Origin of the sequence: Oceanicaulis sp. MMSF_3324, assembly GCF_030733545.1 — a bacterium.
GTDB lineage: Bacteria > Pseudomonadota > Alphaproteobacteria > Caulobacterales > Maricaulaceae > Oceanicaulis.
The window spans coordinates 233,298-255,434 of record NZ_JASHIU010000001.1 but is presented as its reverse complement, the minus strand read 5'-3'; the positions used below and the strand labels follow the sequence as shown (position 1 = coordinate 255,434).

Below are 22,137 nucleotides of genomic sequence, written 5' to 3'. Positions count from 1 at the left end.
GAGGCGCCAGCGCCACCAGCTTAGAGGAAGTCCATGACCCGCATCTGTTTTCTGACCTCCGCCGACATGATGAAGGACCGTCCTGGCGCCCGCGAGGACTGGTTCGAGTTCGATCTTGAGTTTGGCGCCCTGTCAAAAGCCTGTGATGCGGCGGGGATTTCGCTGGAAGCCTGCATCTGGGATCAGGACTTCGATGCTTCGGTCTATGACGGCTTCATGGTGGGCACGGTCTGGGATTACCCGCCGAAGCTGGAGCTGTTCCTGAGCACGCTTGACCGTCTCAACACCATCGCCCCGGTCTGGAACAGCCCGGCCCTGGTGCGCTGGAACATCGAGAAGACCTATCTGCGCGAGCTGGATGACGCCGGCGCGCCTTCCATCCCGACCCTGTGGGCGGACAAGGCGGATGCCGCGTCCATTGCCGACGGCTTTGAGCGTTTTGGCGGCGACAAGATCGTGGTCAAGCCGCTGGTCGGCGGCGGCGCCTGGCGGCAGGCCCTGATCAAGAAGGGCGAGCCCTTGCCGTCCGAGGACGAGCTGCCGCTGGGCCGGTGCCTGATCCAGCCCTTCCTGCCCGGCGTGCCGGCGGAAGGCGAGTATTCCATGATCTTCTTCGGTGACCGGTTCTCCCACGCCCTGAACAAGCGTCCCAAATCCGGCGATTACCGGGTGCAGTCGCTGTATGGCGCGACCGAGGTGCGCTGGGAGCCTGACGAGGCCGATCTCGCCCTGGCCCGGCAGGTGCTGGACAAGGCGCGTGAAATCACCGGCGAGGAGGCGTTCCTCTATGCGCGCGTGGACATGGTGCGCGGCCTTGATGGCGGTCTGGCGGTGATGGAGCTCGAGATCATCGAGCCCTATCTGTATCCCGAACAGGGCCCGGATCTGGGCGCGGTGTTCGTCGAGGCGCTCAAGGAGAAGCTGGGCTAGTCGGTCTTGGGCACGGCCCTGAAGCGCGTGATCAGGCCTTCCGGGTCATAGGGCACGGGACGTCCGGGGCGGAAGACAAAGGCCAGATAGCCGCCGATGACCGCGAAGGGCAGGCCGGCGAGCGCCATCATGGCGCTTTGCGCCTTGAGCAGCATCCAGCCCATATAGCTGATCGCCATGCTGGTCATGACGATGCCGATCCCGCCCATGAGCAGGCGGAAGCCCAGGGTTTGTCCTTCGGTGAACCGCACCGTGTCAAAGTGCGGTCTCAGGGCTTCATGAAGGCGCACCAGGAGGGTCTGGAAGTCCAGCGCATTGTCGTCCCACACGCCCGGTTTGACGGCTCGGCGACTGCCGAAGACGATCTCGCCCGATCCGCTCTGCACCCGGCAGACCACCTGGCTTTGTTGTCCGGCCAGCTCGACCGAGAGCCGGACGCTGGTGACGGCGTCCAGCGCAATGCGGCGCTCAAGACGACCCGCCTCCACCCATTCCAGGCGGTCTTCGAACAGGATGACCTCCCGTGCCGGGGTTACGGGATTGCGGCGATCTTGCAGTTGGGCGATCGAGGCGTCGTCAGTCATGGCGGTCGGGTCCAAATGGTTCGGTTACACGCCCTCTTGCCGGAAATGACGGAACGCGGCAACGTTCACCCATGAGCGCACCCCGTAAATTCCTTCTCATCGCTGACGGCACGGAAGAAAGCCGGTCGGCGGCCTATTTCGCCGCGCGCCGCGCCCGCAATACGGGCGGCGTGGTCACGGTTCTGGCTGTTGTGAACACCGAAGGCGGGTTCGAGCACTGGCTGGGCGTGGGCGAAACCATGCGCGCCGAAGCGCGCGCCGCCGCCGAGGAAGCGCTGGAAAGCCTGTCAGAGGATGTGGAAGAGGTCACCGAGACCCGGCCCGAAGTCATTCTCAAGGAAGGCGAGCTGATCGAATGCCTGCGCGCATTACTGGAGTCCGATACGGCGATCTCGATCCTGGTGCTGGGCGCCGCCGTGGGCAAGGACGGCCCCGGCCCGCTGGTGAATGCGGTCGGGCGCGGCAAGGGCCTTTTCGAGGATCGCAGCATTCCGGTCACCGTGGTTCCCGGCAATCTGTCGCGCGAGGATATCAAGGCGCTGACCTGATACGAACGGCCCGTGCGCTGCGTGCGGGGTTGAACGCTTGCGCCGTGCAGGCCATTTCATGGGATGAAACCTGCGCCCGGAAAGCCTGCTATGTTTATCCAGACTGAAGACACCCCGAACCCTGATACGCTGAAATTCCTGCCTGGCCAGTCCGTGTCCATGGACGGTCCGCGTGATTTCGCGACGCCTGAGGAGGCGGAAAGCTCCTATCTGGCGCGCGAGCTGTTCCGCGTGGACGGCGTGATCCGCGTCTTCGCCGGTCAGGACTTCATTTCGGTCACCAAGGCGGAGGGCGTGGACTGGCCCCATATCAAGCCGGCTGTGCTGGGCGCGATCATGGACTGCCTGGAAAGCGACAAGCCGCTGTTCGCCGACACCGATGAGGATGGCCATGCCGCCTATGAAGGCGAAGCCGCCGGGATCGTGAAGGAAATCAAGGATGTCATCGACACCCGCGTGCGCCCGGCCGTGGCGCGCGATGGCGGCGACATTGTCTTTCACAGCTATGATGAGGCGAACGGCGTCGTGAGCCTGCACATGCGCGGCGCCTGCGCCGGCTGCCCGTCCTCGACCCTGACCCTGAAACAGGGGATCGAGAACCTGCTCAAGCACTATGTTCCGGAAGTGAGCAGCGTCGAGGCTGTGCTTTAATCGCTTCAGAACCAAATCACACGATGGTCGTTACGACGATCATCGCCGCTTTTGACCCTTATCCCATTACCGAATTCGGAGCCTCCCATGTCTGACAGCCAAGCCCCGCTCGCCCTGGATGATCGCCATTCGGTCCTGAGCGACCATGCGCTCGATCAGCTGTTCCGCGGCGCGCGGACCTTCTATTCGTGGGAAGACAAACAGGTGTCGGAAACCACCATTCGCGCGCTCTACGAGCTGCTGCAATATGGTCCGACCAGCGCCAACCAGTCTCCGGCGCGCTTTCTGTTCCTGCAGGGCGAGAGCCAGCAGCGCCTCAAGCCGCACCTGATCGAGTCCAATGTGGAGAAGACCCTCACCGCGCCGCTGACCGTGGTGCTGGCCTGGGACTGGAACTTCCATGAGAAGATTCCTCAGCTCTTCCCCCATGCGCCCGAAGCCAAGGAGTGGTTTGAATCCGACGAGGCCCGGTTTGAGAACGGCTTCCGCAACAGCTCCCTGCAAGGCGCCTATCTGATCATGGCGGCGCGTGCGCTGGGGCTCGATTGCGGCCCGATGTCCGGCTTTGACAAGGACGGCGTGGATGAGGAATTCTTCAAGAATGACTCAGAGATGGGCGCCTGGCGGTCCAACTTCCTGATCAATGTGGGCTATGGCACCACTGAGAAACTGTTCCCGCGTCTGCCGAAGCTCGCCTTCGAACAGGGCGCCAAGCTGCTGAAGTAAGACATGAACACACCCGCCTGTCTGGTGGTGGACACAATCGGTCCCTGGTGCGCCTGCGCGGTCAGTATCGGGGACGATGTGTTTGAACATGCTGAAGACATTGGTCGCGGCCATGCCGAGCGGCTGGCGCCGATGGTCTCTGAATTGCTGGAAGACGCCGGGATCCGGCCTCGATCGCTTGATCGGATCGGCGTCAATGTCGGCCCGGGCGGGTTTGCAGGCACGCGCGTCGGTGTTGCGTTCGCGCGCGGCCTGGCCCTGTCCACAGGGATGAAGGCGCTGGGCGTGTCCAATCTGGACGCCCTCGCCTTGCGCGCCGACCCGGAGGGCGCGCGCACCGTCATGGCGATCCATGACGCCAAGCGCGGCGATCTGGTCTGGCGCATTTTCACCCATGGCCGTCCGGTGACCGAGATCAGCTATGGCGATGCACGGGACGCCGCGGACGAGTTCGAGGCGTTCGGCGATGTGATCCTGACCGGATCGGGCGCGGTGCATCTGGGCGCTGATCCCAGTCATTTTGACCCCAAGCCCCCCTTGCCCGCGTTGTTGGCCCTGACGTCACGCGCGCCAGCGGATGCGCCCGCCCCTTCTCCGCTCTATGCGCGGCCTCCGGATGCCAAACTGCCCGGCGGCCAGACGCCGGCATGAGCCTGCCCGAGATTTTCGAGGCCGGCCCCGAAGCCGCCGCGCTTTACGCCGCCTTGCATGCACAATGTTTTCCCGAGCCCTGGAGTGAAGCCGATTTCGCCCGACTGCTCGCCTCGTCCGGCGTGCTGGGCTTGATCGCGCGCTCGGGAGATGATCCTGAAGGATTGTCCCTGATCCGGACCGTGGCCGGTGAGTGTGAGCTGTTGACCATTGGCGTTACGCCTACGGCCCGGCGGTCCGGAGTAGGCGCTTTCTTGCTGGCCCAGTCTGAAATCGCCGCCCGACGAGCGGGGGCGAAACGCCTGTTTCTGGAAGTGTCCGAGCGCAATGCGCCCGCCAGCGGGCTGTATGAGCGCGAGGGCTATCGACAGATCGGATTGCGCAAGAACTATTACCGCGATGGCAGCGCCGCCCGGGTTCTGGCGCGCGACCTGGTCTGAGAACGAACCTGATTTAGTTTCCGCGCGACATATGGACACGGCCCGCCGAGGCTGGGTATCAAGTCACTGACGGGGTTCACGCCTCAAAGCCAAGGGAGATGGCGATGCCGGACCGGATCGAGAAGCTTTGCGTGGAAAAAGGTCTGCGCATGACCGAACAGCGCCGCGTCATTGCGCGCATCCTGTCCCAGGCTGAAGACCATCCCGACGCCGAAGAGCTGCATCGCCGCGCCTCGGAAGTGGATTCGCGCATCTCGCTGGCCACGGTCTATCGCACCGTGCGCCTGTTCGAAGAGGCGGGGATCATCGAGCGTCATGACTTCCGTGATGGCCGCTCGCGCTATGAAGAAGCGTCCGAAGACCATCACGACCATCTCATCGACCTGAAAACCGGCGATGTGGTCGAGTTCATGGATGAAGAGATCGAGCGCCTGCAGGAAGCCATCGCCCGACGCCTGGGATACAAGCTGGTCGATCACCGGCTCGAGCTTTATGGCGTGAAGATCGAGGACGACAAATAGGGGCGCGTTAACCGCGCTTCGGGCAGCGGATATTCAAGCGGCGCCTTGCATCCGCCCCACTCTATCCCCATAACCCGTCCTCCCTTATCCACACAGTTCCGCCGCCAGGGAGGCCGGCTCCGCCCATGACCGATATCATTCGCGACGCCGAGACCACGGGAAAAGAGCGCAAGCGCCTGTTCATCAAGACCTATGGCTGTCAGATGAACGTGTACGACTCCGAGCGCATGCGCGACGTGCTGGCGCCGCTGGGCTATGAACCGGCGGACGAGCCTGATGGCGCGGATCTTGTGATCCTGAACACCTGCCACATTCGCGAGAAGGCCGCCGAGAAGGTCTATTCCGAGCTGGGGCGTCTGAAGACGCTCAAGGAAGAGAAAGCCACCACCGGCAAGCCCATGACCATCACGGTCGCGGGCTGCGTGGCCCAGGCGGAAGGCGCGGAAATCCAGCGCCGCGCGCCCATGGTGGATCTCGTGGTGGGGCCCCAGACCTATCACAAGCTGCCTGAGCTGATCGCCAGCGTGCATCGTGAACGCGGTGAAGCGCTGGATACCGAGTTCGAGGTCGAGGAGAAGTTCGACGCCCTGGCCGCGCCCGAGCGCCAGGTGGACGGCTATACGGCCTTTGTCACCGTGCAGGAAGGCTGCGACAAGTTCTGTACCTTCTGTGTCGTGCCCTACACCCGCGGCGCGGAATGGTCCCGCCCGGTCGATCAGATCGTCGCCGAAGTCCGCGCGCTGGCCGCCAAGGGCGTGCGCGAGGTCACCTTGCTGGGCCAGAACGTCAACGCCTTCCACGGCGAAGCGCCCAAGGGCGATCCCGAAGGCGGCGTCTGGGGGCTGGGCCAGCTGGTGCGTCATCTGGCCAAGATCGGCGGCATTGAGCGCATCCGCTTCACCACGTCTCACCCCAAGGACATGGATGACGATCTCATCCAGGCCTTTGCGGACGAGCCCAAGCTGATGCCCTATTTCCACCTGCCGGTGCAGGCGGGATCGGACAAGATTCTCAAATCCATGAACCGCTCGCACACGGCGGAAGAGTATCTCGACATCATCGCCCGTCTGCGCGCCGCGCGCCCTGACATCGCCATCTCCGGCGACATGATCGTGGGCTTTCCGGGCGAGACCGATGCCGATTTCGAGGCGACCATGGAGCTGGTGCGCCAGGTCAATTACGCCTCGTGCTTCTCGTTCAAGTATTCCAAGCGTCCCGGCACGCCCGGCGCGGCCATGTTCAACCAGATCGATGAAGGCGTGAAAGGCGAACGTCTGGCGCGTCTGCAGGCGCTGCTGAACGAACAGCAGGTGGCGTTCAACCAGTCCATGATCGGCAAGACCTTGCCGGTTCTGTTCGAGCGTGAAGGGCGTTTTGAGGGCCAATTGTCCGGCCGCAGCCCCTATCTGCAGGCAGTTCATTGCGACGGTCCGGTTGAACTCATCGGTCAGATCGCCAATGTGGAGATAACCGGGGCGACCAAGAACGCCCTGTCTGGACGTCTGGCTACAAAGGAAAGCGCCGCCGCGTGAGCCGCTCATCAAAACCTCGTCGCCCCCGTAAGGCGGCATCCGAAACGCTGCATTTTGAAGATTCCGATCTCGTTCGCATCATTGCCGGACCCGGTCATGAGAACTTCGCCACGCTCGAGCGCGAACTGGAGGTTCAGCTCGAAGCGCCGGGCGGTGGCCAGATCGTGATCACAGCCGAAGAAGCCCGGACGCGCATCGAGGCGCGCCGGGTTCTGAACGCGCTTTATGGCCGGGCGGGCGAAGGCCTGCCCATCGATCCTCCCGCCGCGCGCGCCGCCTGTCTGATGGCTGACGACGATGCGGGTGAGGAAATCGACGCAGTCATCCGGGTGCCGCGTGGGGCGAGCTTCGCCGCGCGCACCAATGGCCAGCAAGGCTATGTGAAGGCGCTCAAGAACGATCGCGAATACGACATGATCTTCGGCGTCGGCCCGGCCGGCACCGGCAAGACCTTGCTGGCGGTCGCCTATGGCGCCTCCCAGCTGGCGCTGGGCAGCGTCGAGCGCCTGATCATCACGCGCCCGGCGGTCGAGGCGGGCGAGCGCCTGGGCTTTCTGCCCGGCGATCTGACCGAGAAGATTGATCCCTACCTCCTGCCGATCTGGGACGCCCTGCGCGATGCGCTGGGCCAGCGCATCAGCGAGAAGATGCGCGAGGAAGGCCGGGTCGAAGTGGCGCCGCTAGCCTTCATGCGCGGCCGGACACTGAACAAGGCCTTCGTGATCGTGGATGAGGCGCAAAACGCCACCATTCCGCAAATGCGCATGGTGCTGACCCGCCTCGGCGAAGGCTCGCGCATGGCGGTCACGGGCGATCCCACCCAGACTGATTTGCGCCGTGGCGAGCCGTCGGGCCTGCCACATGCCTTACGTCTTCTTCAGAATGAAGAGCGGATCGCCGTGCACCGGTTTGATCGATCTGATGTGGTGCGTCATGGTTTGGTGGCGCGCATCGTGGACGCCTATGAGCGCGATGATGCGGCCCGCAGCGACGAGGCGGACCATGGCTGATGTGGTGATGGAAGACGAGCGCGTTGAGTTTGTGGTCGAGGCCGAGCTCTGGTCCGGCCATGACGGGCTCATGAAAGCGTGCCTGAAAGCGATCGAGGCCGGTCTGGAGCAGATCGATGCGCCGCGTGCGGGCGCAGCCGTAATCCTGTTTTCCGACGACGCGACGGTGCATGAGCTGAACCGGCGCTTCCGCGACAAGGACCGGCCGACCAATGTGCTGTCCTTCCCGGCGCCGGAACGCGAAGGATATCCAGGCGATGTCATTCTGGCGTATGAGACCTGTGCGAAAGAAGCACAGGCGGCCGGGATATCGCTCATTGATCACGCCGCGCATCTGGCGCTTCACGGCGTTTTGCATTTAAACGGGTTTGACCATCAGGAGGAAAACGAGGCGGTCGAGATGGAGGCGCTGGAAACGGCGGTTCTGACCGGCCTTGGGATGCAAGATCCCTACCTCGTACAGGAATAGGCATGAACGACGATCCGTCTTCGCGAAGTCTTGTGGCCCGTCTGAAACGGGCCTTTAACGGGACGCGTCCCGATGACGTCCCCCAACTTGACGAGCCGATCGTGAATGGCGCGCCCGATCCCATGGACGCCAGCGCCTTCCTGATCAATATGCGCGAGTTTCAGGACATGCGCGTGGACGATGTGATGGTGCCGCGCGCCGACATTGTCGCCATCGAGATCGAGACGCCGCTCAAGGAGCTGGCGCGGGTGTTCGGTGAAGCCACCCATTCGCGCCTGCCGGTGTTCCGGGAAACCCTCGACGATCCGGTCGGTCTGGCGCACATCAAGGACGTGCTCGGCTACATGTCCCGCTTCGCCGAGGAAGGCGCAGGCGCAGGCCCGGACAGCTGGGCGGACATGCGCATCCTGCCGGCCATTCGCCGCCCGCTCTTGTATGTGCCCGCCTCCATGCGCGCCTTTGACCTGCTTTTGAAGATGCAGTCACGGCGCATGCATATGGCGCTCGTGGTCGACGAGTTCGGCGGCACGGACGGCCTGGTCACGCTCGAAGACCTGATCGAACCCATTGTGGGCGATATCGAGGATGAGCATGACGAGGCGGAAACGCCCAATATTCTCGCCAAGGGCCCGCATTGCTGGGAGGCGGATGCGCGCGCCATGATCGAGGATCTCGAGGAAATCGTGGGCTGCGACATCGCCAGCGAGGAAGAGGAAAACGACGTCGATACCCTGGGGGGGCTGGTCTTCCACCTCGCGGGCCGCGTGCCCGAACGCGGCGAAGTGCTGGCGCACCCGTCCGGCTTTGAATTTGAAGTGCTCGATTCCGATCCGCGGCGCATCAAGCGCCTGAGGGTCAAGCCCGGCGCAGGGTCGACCCTGGCGGGCGATGAATCCAGCCGGGTCGCCGCTGGCGCCATCAGTCCGGATTAGACAATGGGCGGCTTGATGCATCGTGCGCGCCGTGTTCGCGCGGCGTATCGCACATTGTCAGGCTGGCGACTTTTCCTGCTCATCTTTGTCCTGGGCGCGTTCAGTGTACTCGGTCATGCGCCATTCTTTGTCTGGCCCGCCTATGCGCTGGGCCTGAGTGCGCTTGTCCTGACCCTTGATGACGCGCGCCGACGCCCCCGTCCGCTCAGAAGCGGTTTCGCCCGCGCCTTCTGGTTCGCCAGCGGGGCCTTCCTGGCTGGAACGGGCTGGGTGGCGAACGCTTTTCTGGTCAGCGCCGGGGACTATGCCTGGCTGATCTGGGCGCCGCTGATCGTGCTGCCGGCCGGGCTGGCCCTGTTCTGGGGCGTTGCGGGCGCGCTTTATGTGCGCCTTGCCCAGCGCCACGCCGGACGGATCGGCGCGTTTGTCCTGATCGTCATGGCGCTTGAACTCCTGCGCAGCACCATTCTGTCGGGCTTTCCCTGGAATCTGCCCGGTCATGTGTTCGAGGCGGGCGGCGCGATCAGTCAGAGCGCCAGCCTGATCGGCGCTTATGGCCTGTCGGTGCTGGCGCTGTTCGCCTTTTCGGCCCCGGCGGCTCTGTCCGGTCCAGGATCGCGTCTGTCGCGCTTGATGCCTGTTGCTCTGGGTGTGTTCTTGCTGGCTTCAAGCTGGCTCTATGGCGTTCAGCGCCTGTCCCAGGCCGAGCTCGAGCCAAGCGAAACGCAAGCCCTTCTGGTATCGCTCAACCTGCCTCAGAGCGAAAAGCGTTATGAGGCGCGTCACGACATACTTGATCAGTATCTGGCCTTGTCGCAGAGCGCGGATCTGAGCCAGGCGGACGCCGTGATCTGGCCCGAGGGCGCGATACCGGCCATGTTGCTGGATTCTCCAGACCTTTTATCGACGATTTCGGACCGTTTCCCGGCGGGGACTCGCTTGGTTACGGGTACGGCCCGTACCGAAATCGGGCTGAATGGCCGCCCTCGCGCCTATTTTAATTCGCTGGTTTCGATAATTTTGGAAGAAAATGGCGCTGTGCTTGAGGCACAGTATGACAAAGCGCGGCTGGTCCCGTTCGGTGAAAGCAATCCCTTGCGTTTGCTGACGGAATTGATCGGCTTCGACAGTTTGTCCGAGCTCGCTCCGTATTACAGTCCGGGACCGGGTGCGAGAACGCTCGATCTTGAGGGGCTGCCAGGCCTGGCGCCCTTGATTTGCTACGAGGCGGTCTATCCGAGGTATTCGCCAAGACAGGCAAATAGACCAGAATGGTTGTTGAATATTTCAAATGACTCCTGGTACGGGAACTCAACTGGACCTCGACAGCTCCTTAACCAAACGCAATATCGCGCTATAGAAGAAGGCCTACCCCTAGTAAGAGTAGCGGCGGCTGGAGTATCAGGGCAGATCGATCCTTATGGTAGGCTCATTGAATCCATTCCTTCAAAATCAACTGAAGTATTGATGATTACATTGCTTGAAGGATTGAACGAGACGCCGTATGGGATGTATGGAAATGCACTCTGGATAATTGTTTTGCTGATTTTGGCGGCAGTGGCGCATTTTCTATCGGTTGTGACATCTGCGCATTTAGGTAGAGGTCGGCAACCCTCCGAGGGGCGTTGAGCGTATCGCATCCGGCCAAACTATGGTTGTATGCCTGCGTAGATAAGGAATTCGAAATGACTGCCAATCCGAGAGGCCCGAACGCGGTGGATCGCCATGTGGGATCACGTATCCGGCTTCGGCGTCAGCTTTTGAATCTGAGCCAGGAGAAGCTGGGCGAAGAGCTCGGCGTCACGTTCCAGCAGGTCCAGAAATATGAGCGCGGCACCAATCGGGTTGGTGCAGGGCGTCTTTGGAATCTCGCCAAGGTTCTGGATGTGCCGGTGTCGTTTTTTTACGACGGTGTGGCTGAATCGATCGGGCAGCCCGGCTTTTCCGAAGGCGATCAGACCCCGATCGTGGACGATTTCATCCAGTCTGCTGATGGGGTGGCTCTGGCGCAGGCCTTTGCTCGGATCAAGGATTCCAAGGTCCGTCGTCGCATTCTGGAACTGGTGCGGACTTTGGCCGCTGAAGAAGCGGAAGCCACGGCCACTGGCGCTGCATCCTGAACAGAGTGTGACCGGACAAGCCTTGCTTTCCGCGCGCCGATAGGGTTTAAGCCAGCCATATAAAGATCGCTTTATATGGAGCACGCGTTGGCCCGTTCGTCTTATCTCTTCACCAGTGAAAGCGTGTCCGAGGGTCACCCGGACAAGGTATGCGACCGCATCTCCGATGCAATTCTGGACCTGTTTCTGAGCAAGGATCCGGTTGCGCGCGTGGCGTGCGAAACCCTGACCACCACGAATCGCATCGTTTTGGCCGGCGAAGTGCGCTGCGCCGGCGAGATCAATGATGACGAGATCGAATCCGTGGTTCGCCGCGCGGTTCGCGATATCGGGTATGAGCAGGACGGCTTCCACTGGGACACTGCCGAGTTGCACAATTTCCTGCACGAACAGTCCGCCGACATCGCCCAGGGCGTGGATGAAGGCGCGGGCTCGTTTGAAGAGGAAGGCGCAGGCGACCAGGGCATCATGTTCGGGTTTGCGTGTGACGAGACGCCGGAGCTGATGCCCGCGCCGATCACCTATTCGCACCAGATTCTCAAGGAAATGGCGCGCCTGCGCAAAACCGGCGAGCGGCCTGAATTCGAGCCGGACGCGAAATCCCAGGTCACCCTGAAATACGAGAACGGCCGTCCGGTCGGCGTCACCTCCGTGGTGGTTTCGACCCAGCACAAGGATGGCGTCAATCTCGACGATGTGCGCGAACTGGTGCGCCCGGTGGTTCAATCGGTGTTGCCCGATGGCTGGTTCCCGCCTGAAGACGAGTTCTACGTCAATCCGACGGGCAAGTTCGTCATTGGCGGCCCCGATGGCGATGCCGGCCTGACCGGCCGCAAGATCATCGTGGACACCTATGGCGGCGCGGCGCCGCATGGCGGCGGCGCCTTCTCGGGCAAGGACCCGACGAAGGTGGACCGTTCGGCGGCCTATGTGGCGCGCTATCTGGCGAAAAACGTCGTGGCGGCGGGCCTGGCGCGCAAATGCACCATCCAGCTCAGCTACGCTATCGGTGTGTCCAAACCGCTCTCGGTCTATGTGGACACTCATGGCACCGGCGATGTGGATGAAGCCAAGCTCGAATATCGCCTGCGCGAGCTCGTCAATCTCAGCCCGCGCGGCATCCGCACCCATCTGGGCCTGAACAAGCCGATCTATGAGCGCACCGCCGCTTACGGCCATTTCGGCCGGACGCCGGATGCGGATGGCGGCTTCTCCTGGGAGAAGACCGATCTCGTCGATCAGCTCAAGGATTTCGCCTAGGTCCTTGCGCCTTTGAAACAGAACACGGAGCCGGGTTGTTTCAGCCCGGCTCTTTGTTTTCCGGCGTAAGGCAGGTAAAGGGCCGTCATGACCGAGATCCGCCCCCAGAACCGACGCCTTTACGGACGCGCCAGCGGCCACAAGCTGACCGACCGCCAGCAAAAGCTCGTGGATGAACGCCTGCCCGCGTTAAGCTGGGCGGATGACGGACCGCTTGATCCCAAGGCGCTCGTGCCCGGCTGTGACGCCTATGTGCTGGAAGTGGGCTTTGGCGGCGCCGAGCATCTGATCGGTCAGGCCGACAGGGCGCGCCATACTGGTTTTCTGGGCATTGAGCCGTTTCTCAATGGCGTCGCCAAGGCGCTGGCGGGGATCGAGGATCACCAGCTTGAGAATGTGCGGGTGAAACGCTCGGATGCGCGTGACGAGATCGGGCGCATGCCCGATGACGCATTCGACCAGATCTACCTGCTGTTTCCCGATCCCTGGCCGAAAAAGCGCCACGCCAAGCGGCGCTTTGTCCAGCCTGACACGGCGGCGGAGTTCGCACGGCTTCTCAAACCGGGCGGCCGCTTGCGGGTCGCGACGGATGTGCGCGCCTATGCCGATCACGCCTTGCCGATCCTGATGGCCACGGCTGGGCTTAACTGGACGGGTGAGCTGGCGTCGGACTGGCGGGACAATCCAGCCGATCACATCGTGACCCGCTACCAGTCCAAGCATCTGGGCGACATCGACCCGGTCTTTTTTGGTTTTGTGAAGGGCTAACCCTGGCAGGCGCCTGAGTAGGCGTCAGCATAGGGATGGTCCCAACAAAGAAGCAGACGGTCCACGACGGGTAGGTTATCGGGCTGCTCCACAAAGCCTTCAGGCATGCGGATCCGGGGATTGTCCGCCAGGAACTGGCGTCGCGCAGCCATTTCCGCCTCGCTGGGGCGCAAGGTTGCGAGCTCGGCGCGCGCCGCCTCCGCCGCCGCCCGATCTCGGCGCATGAAGGCGATGGTTGCGTCGACATAGAGGTTCCATGCCTGCGTTTCGGACCGACTGGTCTCGAAATACGCGATGGCCTGATCGGCTTGTCCCGCCATGGCCAGCATCTGTCCCGCATGCCAGCCCACGACGCCCGGTCGGGACGGATTGTAATGGGGGGAGTGGTTCATGTAGGCGACAAGCAGGTCTGCCGCCGCATGTTCGCAACCGTCCTGCTGGCCTACAGGGCGCCAGCCGCCGCGCATATCCTGATCAAAGGCGTTGTGATCAAGGGCCATGAGAGTCTCAAAGCGCGCCGCATCGACGTCGCAGGCTGCCAGGCGGTCGCGTGCTTCAGGGCTGAGTTGAGCATAGGCGACGTCTTCACCGGCTGACTGGGCCATCAGCGCCAGCGCGGTTGTGATCACAATGAGCATGGTGAGTCTCCCCCTTTGGATCGAGTATCATGGCTTAGTATGGCAATCTGCTTGATTAAACTTTGGACAGGCGGCTGAGGGCGCCCCATTGCCATTTGGGGGCTTGAGGCGTATAAGCCTCCCAACAGTTCGATATGTCGGATGACATGTTCGAGCGGCTCGGGGTCCCGGGCCGCTTTTTTCGTACCCGCATCCGGCCAGACAGCAGATACACGACGCCCATGAAAGCACGCAGCCCGCAAGATCAGCGCATCCTCGAGATCGCCGAACCCCTGGCCGAAACCCTGGGGCTTGAGATCGTGCGCGTGCGGGTGATGGGCGGCAAGAAGACCATTGTGCAAATCATGGCCGAGCGTCATGACGGCACGATGGTGGTCGAGGACTGTGCGCGCCTGTCCCGCGCATTGTCGGACGTTTTTGATGAGGCCGATCCGGTCTCGGGCGAGTATGATCTGGAAGTGTCCTCGCCCGGCATTGACCGCCCCCTGACCGCATTGGCGCATTTTGAGCGTTGGGAAGGGTTCGAGGCCAAGATCGAGCTTGATCGCCTGGTGGAGAACCGCAAGCGCTTTCGCGGCATGCTCGCCGGGATCGAGGACGACAACGTACTGATGGATCTGGCGGGCGAGGACGACACGGCTGTCATCCCGTTTGACTGGATCGCAGACGCCAAGCTGGTCATGACCGACGCTCTCGTGGAGGCGAGCCTGAAGGCTCGTGGTCCCATCGAGGGTGAAGACGGTCAGGCTGACGAGTAGAACGAGAAGGAACGCGGATATGGCCATCGGGGTCAGCGCCAACAAGCTGGAAATCCTGCAAATCGCCCGCGCGGTGGCGCAGGAGAAGATGATCGATGAGTCGATCGTGCTGGAAGCCATTGAAGAGGCGATCCAGAAGGCGGCCCGCTCGCGCTATGGCGCGGAGCTCGACATCCATTGCAAGATCAATCCCAAGACCGGCGAGATGCGTCTGACCAGCCGCACCACCGTGGTCGAAGAGGTTGAGAACGAAGCGCATCAGATCACGCTCGACGAAGCCAAGAAGCGTGACCCGGAAGCTGAGATCGGCTCCTTCTACGAAGAAGAACTGCCCCCGATCGAGTTTGGCCGCGTCGCGTCCCAGACCGCCAAGCAGGTGATCACCCAGAAGGTCCGCGAAGCCGAACGCCAGCGTCAGTACAACGAGTACAAGGATCGCATCGGCGAAATCGTCAACGGCATCGTCAAGCGCGTCGAATACGGCAATGTGATCATCGATCTGGGCAAGGCCGAAGGCATTATCCGCCGTTCGGACGGCATTCCGCGTGAAAGTCTGCAGGTCAATGACCGTGTGCGCGCCTACATCTATGATGTGCGCGAAGAGACCCGTGGCCCGCAAATCTTCCTGTCCCGCGCCCATCCCGACTTCATGGCCGCCCTGTTCGCCCAGGAAGTTCCGGAAGTCTACGAAGGCGTCATCGAGATCCCGCGCGTGGCGCGTGATCCGGGCTCCCGTGCGAAAATCGCCGTCATCTCCAATGACAGCTCGATCGATCCCGTCGGCGCCTGCGTGGGTATGCGCGGCAGCCGGGTTCAGGCGGTCGTGAACGAGCTCGCGGGCGAAAAGATCGACATCATTCCGTGGAATCCCGATCCCGCGACCTTCATCGTGAACGCCCTGCAGCCGGCGGAAGTGGCCAAGGTGGTGCTTGATGATGAAGCCGAGCGCATCGAAGTCGTGGTTCCGGATGACCAGCTCTCGCTGGCGATCGGTCGTCGCGGCCAGAATGTGCGCCTGGCGAGCCAGCTCACCGGCTGGGCCATCGACATCCTGACCGAGGAAGAAGAATCCGAACGTCGCCAGAAAGAGTTCTCCGAGCGTACTTCGACCTTTATGAACGCGCTGGACGTGGACGAGGTCATCGCTCAGCTGCTGGCCACGGAAGGCTTCGCCGAAGTGGAAGACATCGCCTTTGTCGAGCTGGACGAAATCGCGGTGATCGAGGGCTTTGACGACGACACGGCCCAGGAGATCCAGACCCGCGCCCGTGAATTCCTTGAAAAGCGCGCGGTCGAGCAAGACGCCCGCCGCAAGGAGCTGGGTGTTGAGGATGCGGTGCTCGATGTGGAAGGCGTCGACCTGCCGATGGCGGTCAAGTTCGGTGAGAACGAGGTCTGCACCATTGAGGACCTGGCGGGCCTGACCCCGGACGATCTGCGCGGCTGGTACGAGACCCGCGATGGCGAGCGCGTGCGCGAGCCGGGCATTCTCGAGGGCGACAACATGTCTCCCGAAGACGCCGAGATGATGATCATGCGTGCGCGTGTCATCGCCGGCTGGATTTCCGAGGAAGATCTGCCGCAGGCCGAGGCCGAAGTGGATGAGGTTGAAGAGGAAGCCCTTGACGAAGAGGCTTCCGATGTCGATCTGGAAGACATCGACCTCTCCGATCTTGAAGCAGAAGCTGAGAAGCTGGGCGTGGACCTGGCCGATCTGCTGGACGCGGACGGGACGGAGGAAGACAAGGAGTCGTGAGCCGCGGGGCGCGCCATGGCCGGACCAAGCCGGTGCGCGAACGCCGTTGCGTCGCCACCGGCGAGGTGAAGGGGGAGGATGACCTCCTCCGTGTCGCGCTGAGCCCGGACGGACGCGTGACGCCCGATGTGGCGGCGCGTTTGCCCGGACGGGGCGGCTGGGTCAGCGCGGATCGGGCTCTGGTGGACAAGGCTGTCAAGAAACGCCTGTTCAATCGGGCGTTCGAACAGCCGGTTGAAGCGCCGGATGATCTGGCGGACCAGTTTGAAGCGCTGTTGAAGGCGCGCCTTCTGAGTCTTCTGGGTCTGGCGCGCCGCGCCGGTCGCGTGGAGTTGGGCAGCGACGCCGTACGGATGGCGCTGCAGTCTGATCCCGAGCCGGCCTGGAGAATTGAAGCCAGCGATGCGGCCCCTGACGGGCGCAAAAAGCTGGATCACCTGGCCAAGGCCGTGGAATGCACGGCGCCGGTGCTGGGATGTTTTGACGCTGATGCCCTTTCAAGGGCGCTCGGCGTGGGAAATGCGGTTCATGCGGTTCTGGCCGATGGACCTGAAGCGGCGGGGTTTTCCGCCCTTGCGTTCAAGCTTGCAGGCTTCGTTAACCTCGATCCTGCGGCCGCAGACGCACAGAAGAGTTGAAACGCCTTGGAAGCTGGCTAGTTTAGCGGGCCTTCAGGCCGGGATTTTCCCGGAGGCGACCTGAACTGATGACGGACCCTCGCGCACGCGGCGGCGGGGTTCCGCCCGAAGATGTTAAAGCCGCGGCAAGGACGCTTATGAGCGACGCTGACGAACGCAACAACTCGGGCCGCAAGCCTCTCTCCCTCGGTGGACGTTCCTCTGGAACCGTGCAGCAAAGTTTTGCGCGCGGACGCCAGAAGTCTGTCGTTGTCGAGAAGAAGCGCAAGCGCTCGGGCGGGCCTGCCGGCAAGGATGCTGCTGCGGGCAAATCCGGCGCGCCGCAGAGCCAGAAGGACAAGGCGCGCGCCGCGCTGGCCGCCAAGGCCAAGCAACTGGGCCTGTCTGAAGAAGAACTGATCAAGCGCCAGCAGGCCATTCTGCGCGCGCGCGCCGAACAGGAAGAGCGCGCCGCCAAGCAGAAGGCCGATGAAGAAGCGCGTCGCGCCCGCGAGGACGAGGAACGCCGTGCGCTTGAGGACATGCGCAAGCGCGAGGAAGAAGAGCGCCAGCGCCGTGAAGAGGAAGAGCGCCGCGCCGCCGCTGAAGCGGAAGCCGCGCGCCTGGCCGCTGAGCAGGCGAAGAAGACCAAGAAGTCTGCGCCGGCTGCCGACGCCGCTGAAGAGCCGTCCGCCAAGACACCATCGCGCAAGGCGGACAAGAGCAAGGACAAGACCGAGCGTTCGGAGCCGGAGGACAATCGCAACCTCCTGGAATCCATGGGCGGTCGCGTCAAATCCAAGAAAGCCGCGCCGGGTGGCGACAAGGCTCAGCCTTCGCGCACCAAGGAGCCCAAGCGTCGCCAGGGCAAGCTGACCATTCAGAACCTTGTCGAGGATGATGAAGGCCGTCAGCGTTCACTGGCGTCCATGCGCCGGGCGCGTGAGCGTGAAAAGCAACGTCGCCAGCAAGGCGGCCAGTCGCGTGACAAGGTGTCCCGCGAAGTGGTCGTGCCCGAAGCGATCACCGTGCAGGACCTCGCCCAGCGCATGGCCGAGCGCGCCGCCGATGTGGTGAAGTTCCTGATGACCCAGGGTCAGATGGTGCGCGCCAACGACATGCTGGACGCGGATATCGCCGAGCTGATCGTCGAGGAATTCGGTCACACCGTGAAGCGGGTCGCGGAAGCGGACGTCGAGGAAGGCTTCATCTCCGAGGAAGACACCGAAGAGAGCAAGCAGCCCCGTCCGCCGGTCGTGACCGTCATGGGTCACGTCGACCACGGCAAGACCTCGCTGCTGGACGCCCTGCGCTCCACCGACGTGGCGGCGGGCGAAGCCGGCGGCATCACCCAGCATATCGGCGCCTATCAGGTGGCGCTGAAATCGGGCGAGAAGATTACCTTCCTCGACACTCCGGGCCACGCGGCGTTCTCCTCCATGCGCTCTCGCGGCGCTCAGGCGACCGACATCGTGATCCTGGTGGTGGCCGCCGATGACGGCGTCATGCCCCAGACCATCGAGGCGATCAGCCACGCCAAGGCCGCGGAAGTGCCGATGATCGTGGCCGTCAACAAGGTCGACAAGCCGGACTCCGATCCGCAGAAAGTGCTTCAGGAACTGCTTCAGTACGAAGTGTTCGTGGAAGACATGGGCGGTGACGTCCAGGCGGTTCCGGTCTCGGCACTGAAGAAAACCGGCCTTGATGAGCTGACCGACGCCATCAACCTGCAAGCCGAAATGCTGGAGCTGAAAGCCAATCCTGACCGCTCTGCGGAAGGCGTGGTGATCGAATCCCAGGTCGACAAGGGCCGCGGTCCGGTTGCGACCTGCCTTGTCAAACGCGGCACCCTGAAGCGCGGCGATATCGTCGTGGCGGGCGCCCAATGGGGCAAGGTCCGGGCTCTGGTTAACGAGCGCGGCCAGCAGATGAAAGAGGCGGGTCCGTCTCTGCCGGCCGAGATTCTCGGCCTCGACGGTGCGCCGGAGCCGGGTGAAGTCTTCGCCGTGGTGGAATCCGAAGCCCGCGCGCGCGAGCTGGTGGAATACCGCGAGCGCGTGAAGCGCGACAAGGCGGCGGCGGCCCGGACGGGCGGCGGCGCTTCGCTTGAACAGATGATGGCCAAGCTCAAGTCCAACGAGGTTCAGGAGCTGCCGCTTCTGATCAAGGCGGACGTTCAAGGCTCGGCCGAAGCGATCATTGGCGCGCTTGAAAAAGTCGGCAATGAAGAAGTCCAGGCCAAGATCGTTCACTCCGCCGCCGGTGGTGTGTCCGAGAGCGATGTCCTGCTGGCGCAGGCTTCCGGTTCGCCGATCTTCGCGTTCAACGTTCGCGCCAACAAGCAGGCGCGTGAGCTGGCCGAGCGCGAAGGCGTGGAGATCCGCTATTACTCGGTGATCTACGATCTGATCGACGATGTGAAGAACACGCTCGAAGGCATGCTGGCGCCGGAGAAACGCGAGACCTTCATCGGTTACGCGCAGATTCTGGAAGTCTTCAACATCACCAAGGTCGGCCGTGTGGCGGGTTGCCGCGTGACCGAAGGCGTTGTGAAGCGCGGCTGCGGCGTGCGCCTGCTGCGTGACGACACGGTGATCCACGAGGGCAATCTGTCGACGCTCAAGCGCTTCAAGGACGAAGTTCCCGAAGTGCGCGCCGGTACCGAGTGCGGCATGGCGTTCGAGAATTATCACGACATCCAGGTCAACGATGTGATCGAGTGTTTCGAAGTCCAGGAAATCCAGCGCACGCTGTAATCCTGCGCTTCAGACGCAACAAAAGGGCGGCTCGGTGAGCCGCCCTTTTTCGTTCCGGGTTGCGTAAACACTAGAAGGGTCGGCTCAGGCGCACGATCAGATCCTGATCGGGCGCAGCATCTGACAGCCCGAACAGCACGCCGGCCGACCAGTCCACATCATAGGCCAACGGACCGCTCAGCACGGGCCCGAGCTGGTGGCTTTGATCATCAAAACCGCCAAAGCCGGCGTCCAGCCCGCCCAATTCATTGAAGCTTTCCAGCGTCAGCCGATAACCATTCTCGAAGCGTCGCGACAGGCTGGCGCGGGTTTCAAGGATCCAGTCATCATTGGCGTTCGGTCCAACATCGCGATCAAACAGAACCAGCGCCCGCACCCGCCATTGATCATTGAGCGTCCATTGATTGGTCCAGTTCACGCCGACCTCATGGGGCGTGTTATCGCCTTCACTGATCCGGGCGTCGAAGCGGAGCGCACTGGCATAGCCTGACGGCGTGGTCTGCACGATCTGCCACATCAGCTCGCCCTGGATGTGGTCCAGCTCGAACGCGCCGTCTGCAGGATCATCCCAGGACGCGATGAGGCGCCAGCGCAAGGCGTCCGTCACGCCATGCTGGAGATGAAGCCGATGCGCGAGACTGGGGGTGTCCCCGGCGTCAGCCCATTCGGCGCCCAGACGATATTCGACTTCGCGATCCCCTTGAGTGACGCCTGGACCGAAGACGCTTCCCGTGGTCTGGGCCCATGCGTCGGGCGCGACAGCCAGACCCAGGCCGATTGCTGCGTAAGCAGCCTGCTTGAACATGGGGCTCCTCCACTTTGAAAGAAAAGCCAGGCGCAGGCCGGCCCGCGCCTGGCGTCAAAGGTTCAGCGGGCTAGTCAGCGCTGAAGGGGAGGGAGGAGTGATGCAGGACGATTTTCAGTTCGCCGTCTTCATCCTGAACATAGCCAAAGCTGTATTCCACTTTGACTTCTTCACCTTCGGTGGTCGTGAAGAAGTAATTGCCCATGGCCATGGCGCTGTCGGAATCGATGATCGTGCCTTCGTTTTCCCAGCGCACATTGGTGTAGGGCGCGATGGCGAAGCCGCCATCTTCTTCGATCGAGCCGCCCACGAAATAAGACAGGGCGCCATCGAAATCACCACGGAACTGCTCGTCAGACGCCAGGGTCGGCTTGAACAGGATGGTGTGGTCGCCATAGGCATAGAATTGCTCAATATGAGCCGCCGCAGCCGCACGGTAATCCTCACCGTTGGAATACGCCTGACCGATCGTGACGATGCCTTCACCCCAGGCTTGCTGGGCGGCTTGCACATCGGCTTCGGTAATGGCGTCCATGGCGCTGGCGGCGGCGCCCAGGCCCAGGGTCGCAATCAGGGCGGTGGTCATTACGGCAGTTTTCATTTGAGCTTACCTCATGGTTGTGAGCGTTCGGCGCTTGGCCGGTGTCGCAACCAGATAGGGGGAGCTCATGTCGCTTTCTAATGGAAAGTTCGACTTGAATTGATAGCCTCAGGGCATTAATCGCATCCTTCATGCGACCGTCCTTGCGCCAGATTGAATATTTCGTCGCCGTCGCCGAGACCCAGTCTTTCGGCGCCGCAGCGCAATCGCTGGCCGTCACCCAACCCAGCCTGTCCAAGCAGATACAGGCGCTCGAAGCGGATCTGGGCGTGATCCTGTTCGAGCGAACCTCGCGCCGTGTTTCACTGACCCCGCAGGGGCGCGCCCTGTTGCCCGACGCCCAACGCGTCCTGCGCCAGGCCCGGCGCTTTCGCAACAAGGCCCGGTCGCTCCGGTTTGACACCGATATCCGGTTGATCGCCGGCGTCTTGCCCTCGATCGGCGCCTATTTCATGCCGCGGCTGATCGAGCGACTGCGTCAGGAGATGCCGGGTCTGAAGCTGAGTTTTGTGGAAGGTCCGTCCTCCGAGCTGGCGCGACAGCTGGTGCAGGGCGAGCTGGACTTTGTCCTGGCGTCCGAGACTGACAGGGCGGACCTGGCGCAACGGGAATTGTTCGTCGAGACGCTCTGGCTGTGCAGTACGCCGGATGACCCGGTGATGCAGTCTCAAGCGCCGGCCTCCTTGTCTGAGCTCAAGGGCCGCACGCTGTTGACCCTGTCGCCGGAGTTTCATCTTAACACGATCGTGTCCGCGCTGGCGCAAGCTGCGGGCGCCTCGCTCAGCTCCGAGTATCGCGGGGCCAGTCTGGATGCGATCCGGCAAATCGCGGCAAGCGGTCCGGAAGTAGGGGTGCTGCCCAGCCTGTATGCCCTGGGTGAAGCCATTCGCGACCCCAATTTCAGGGTTCGCAGATTATCGGGAGAAGGCGCCCATCACCCGGTGTATTTCTACGCCCGCACCTCCTCGCCGCATCAGGCGCTGAATGCGCGGCTGTCAGAGATCATTATCTCCGAAAAGCTCGCGATCCGGGCGGAACGGGCGCCCCAGTTCCAGGTTTGAGGT

General features: G+C 62.7%; 24 protein-coding genes. 20 read left to right on the top strand and 4 right to left on the bottom strand.

Features of this window, described 5'->3' with window-relative positions:
- The first annotated feature begins 33 nt into the window (after positions 1-33).
- Positions 34-930, top strand: coding sequence for a RimK family alpha-L-glutamate ligase (locus tag RBA95_RS01215; protein WP_306014960.1), 897 nt, complete (start codon positions 34-36; stop codon positions 928-930).
- On the opposite strand, the gene RBA95_RS01210 is transcribed toward RBA95_RS01215, so the two are convergent.
- On the bottom strand, positions 927-1,514 hold the full coding sequence (locus RBA95_RS01210; RefSeq protein ID WP_306014958.1) for a hypothetical protein: 588 nt from the start codon (positions 1,512-1,514) through the stop codon (positions 927-929). The two genes, RBA95_RS01215 and RBA95_RS01210, sit on opposite strands and share 4 nt — an antisense overlap.
- A 71-nt stretch (positions 1,515-1,585) precedes the next feature.
- On the opposite strand from RBA95_RS01210, the gene RBA95_RS01205 reads away from it, so the two are divergent.
- From RBA95_RS01205 to trmB, 14 genes are all read left to right on the top strand, one after another.
- Positions 1,586-2,062 (top strand): universal stress protein, encoded by a 477-nt coding sequence (locus RBA95_RS01205; RefSeq protein ID WP_306014956.1) that lies wholly within the window; start codon positions 1,586-1,588, stop codon positions 2,060-2,062.
- A gap of 90 nt (positions 2,063-2,152) precedes the next feature.
- A complete protein-coding gene (locus tag RBA95_RS14495; protein ID WP_371933567.1) occupies positions 2,153-2,713 on the top strand; it encodes a NifU family protein in 561 nt (186 codons plus the stop codon).
- Between the two features lie 87 nt (positions 2,714-2,800).
- Complete coding sequence (locus tag RBA95_RS01190; protein ID WP_306014955.1) at positions 2,801-3,439, top strand: malonic semialdehyde reductase; 639 nt, start codon at positions 2,801-2,803, stop codon at positions 3,437-3,439.
- A gap of 3 nt (positions 3,440-3,442) precedes the next feature.
- Positions 3,443-4,090, top strand: coding sequence for a tRNA (adenosine(37)-N6)-threonylcarbamoyltransferase complex dimerization subunit type 1 TsaB (tsaB, locus tag RBA95_RS01185; protein ID WP_306014954.1), 648 nt, complete (start codon positions 3,443-3,445; stop codon positions 4,088-4,090).
- The gene (locus RBA95_RS01180) at positions 4,087-4,530 is read left to right on the top strand and encodes a GNAT family N-acetyltransferase (RefSeq protein WP_306014953.1); all 444 of its coding nucleotides are present in this window, start codon (positions 4,087-4,089) and stop codon (positions 4,528-4,530) included. Before tsaB ends, RBA95_RS01180 begins: the two co-directional genes overlap by 4 nt.
- Before the next feature lie 104 nt (positions 4,531-4,634).
- The gene (locus RBA95_RS01175; RefSeq protein WP_306014952.1) at positions 4,635-5,051 is read left to right on the top strand and encodes a Fur family transcriptional regulator; all 417 of its coding nucleotides are present in this window, start codon (positions 4,635-4,637) and stop codon (positions 5,049-5,051) included.
- Positions 5,052-5,176: 125 nt separating this feature from the next.
- On the top strand, positions 5,177-6,583 hold the full coding sequence (gene miaB, locus RBA95_RS01170) for a tRNA (N6-isopentenyl adenosine(37)-C2)-methylthiotransferase MiaB (RefSeq protein WP_306014951.1): 1,407 nt from the start codon (positions 5,177-5,179) through the stop codon (positions 6,581-6,583).
- Positions 6,580-7,593 carry a PhoH family protein gene (locus RBA95_RS01165; RefSeq protein ID WP_306014950.1) on the top strand — a complete coding sequence of 338 codons (1,014 nt, stop codon included), beginning with the start codon at positions 6,580-6,582 and terminating at the stop codon, positions 7,591-7,593. The genes miaB and RBA95_RS01165 overlap by 4 nt, the downstream gene beginning before the upstream one ends.
- Positions 7,586-8,062 carry an rRNA maturation RNase YbeY gene (ybeY, locus tag RBA95_RS01160; protein WP_306014949.1) on the top strand — a complete coding sequence of 159 codons (477 nt, stop codon included), beginning with the start codon at positions 7,586-7,588 and terminating at the stop codon, positions 8,060-8,062. Before RBA95_RS01165 ends, ybeY begins: the two co-directional genes overlap by 8 nt.
- Before the next feature lie 2 nt (positions 8,063-8,064).
- The gene (locus tag RBA95_RS01155; RefSeq protein ID WP_306014948.1) at positions 8,065-8,994 is read left to right on the top strand and encodes a hemolysin family protein; all 930 of its coding nucleotides are present in this window, start codon (positions 8,065-8,067) and stop codon (positions 8,992-8,994) included.
- Positions 8,995-9,048: 54 nt separating this feature from the next.
- Positions 9,049-10,623, top strand: coding sequence for an apolipoprotein N-acyltransferase (lnt, locus tag RBA95_RS01150; protein ID WP_306014947.1), 1,575 nt, complete (start codon positions 9,049-9,051; stop codon positions 10,621-10,623).
- A gap of 56 nt (positions 10,624-10,679) precedes the next feature.
- Positions 10,680-11,114, top strand: coding sequence for a helix-turn-helix domain-containing protein (locus RBA95_RS01145; protein ID WP_306014946.1), 435 nt, complete (start codon positions 10,680-10,682; stop codon positions 11,112-11,114).
- Between the two features lie 87 nt (positions 11,115-11,201).
- Positions 11,202-12,374, top strand: coding sequence for a methionine adenosyltransferase (gene metK / locus RBA95_RS01140; protein ID WP_371933566.1), 1,173 nt, complete (start codon positions 11,202-11,204; stop codon positions 12,372-12,374).
- Between the two features lie 87 nt (positions 12,375-12,461).
- A complete protein-coding gene (gene trmB, locus RBA95_RS01135) occupies positions 12,462-13,142 on the top strand; it encodes a tRNA (guanosine(46)-N7)-methyltransferase TrmB (protein ID WP_306014944.1) in 681 nt (226 codons plus the stop codon).
- Here the strand turns inward: trmB and RBA95_RS01130 are convergent.
- Entirely contained in the window at positions 13,139-13,780 is a 642-nt protein-coding gene (locus RBA95_RS01130) for a hypothetical protein (RefSeq protein WP_306014942.1), read from the bottom strand. The two genes, trmB and RBA95_RS01130, sit on opposite strands and share 4 nt — an antisense overlap.
- 221 nt (positions 13,781-14,001) lie before the next feature.
- On the opposite strand from RBA95_RS01130, the gene rimP reads away from it, so the two are divergent.
- The 4 genes from rimP to infB all read left to right on the top strand — a co-directional run bounded on the left by rimP (position 14,002) and on the right by infB (position 19,667).
- Entirely contained in the window at positions 14,002-14,538 is a 537-nt protein-coding gene (gene rimP / locus RBA95_RS01125; protein ID WP_306014941.1) for a ribosome maturation factor RimP, read from the top strand.
- Between the two features lie 19 nt (positions 14,539-14,557).
- Positions 14,558-16,294, top strand: a complete 1,737-nt coding sequence (nusA, locus tag RBA95_RS01120) for a transcription termination factor NusA (protein ID WP_306014940.1) — start codon at positions 14,558-14,560, stop codon at positions 16,292-16,294.
- A complete protein-coding gene (locus tag RBA95_RS01115; protein WP_306014939.1) occupies positions 16,291-16,932 on the top strand; it encodes an RNA-binding protein in 642 nt (213 codons plus the stop codon). Before nusA ends, RBA95_RS01115 begins: the two co-directional genes overlap by 4 nt.
- A 137-nt stretch (positions 16,933-17,069) precedes the next feature.
- Entirely contained in the window at positions 17,070-19,667 is a 2,598-nt protein-coding gene (gene infB / locus RBA95_RS01110; RefSeq protein ID WP_306014938.1) for a translation initiation factor IF-2, read from the top strand.
- A gap of 70 nt (positions 19,668-19,737) precedes the next feature.
- Here infB and RBA95_RS01105 read toward each other — a convergent pair whose 3' ends face one another.
- Positions 19,738-20,472: a hypothetical protein gene (locus RBA95_RS01105; protein ID WP_306014937.1), complete on the bottom strand. Its 735-nt coding sequence runs from the start codon at positions 20,470-20,472 to the stop codon at positions 19,738-19,740.
- A 70-nt stretch (positions 20,473-20,542) separates the two neighbouring features.
- Positions 20,543-21,073, bottom strand: a complete 531-nt coding sequence (locus RBA95_RS01100) for a hypothetical protein (protein WP_306014936.1) — start codon at positions 21,071-21,073, stop codon at positions 20,543-20,545.
- 143 nt (positions 21,074-21,216) lie between these two features.
- On the opposite strand from RBA95_RS01100, the gene RBA95_RS01095 reads away from it, so the two are divergent.
- Entirely contained in the window at positions 21,217-22,134 is a 918-nt protein-coding gene (locus RBA95_RS01095; RefSeq protein WP_306014935.1) for a LysR family transcriptional regulator, read from the top strand.
- Positions 22,135-22,137 lie beyond the last annotated feature (3 nt).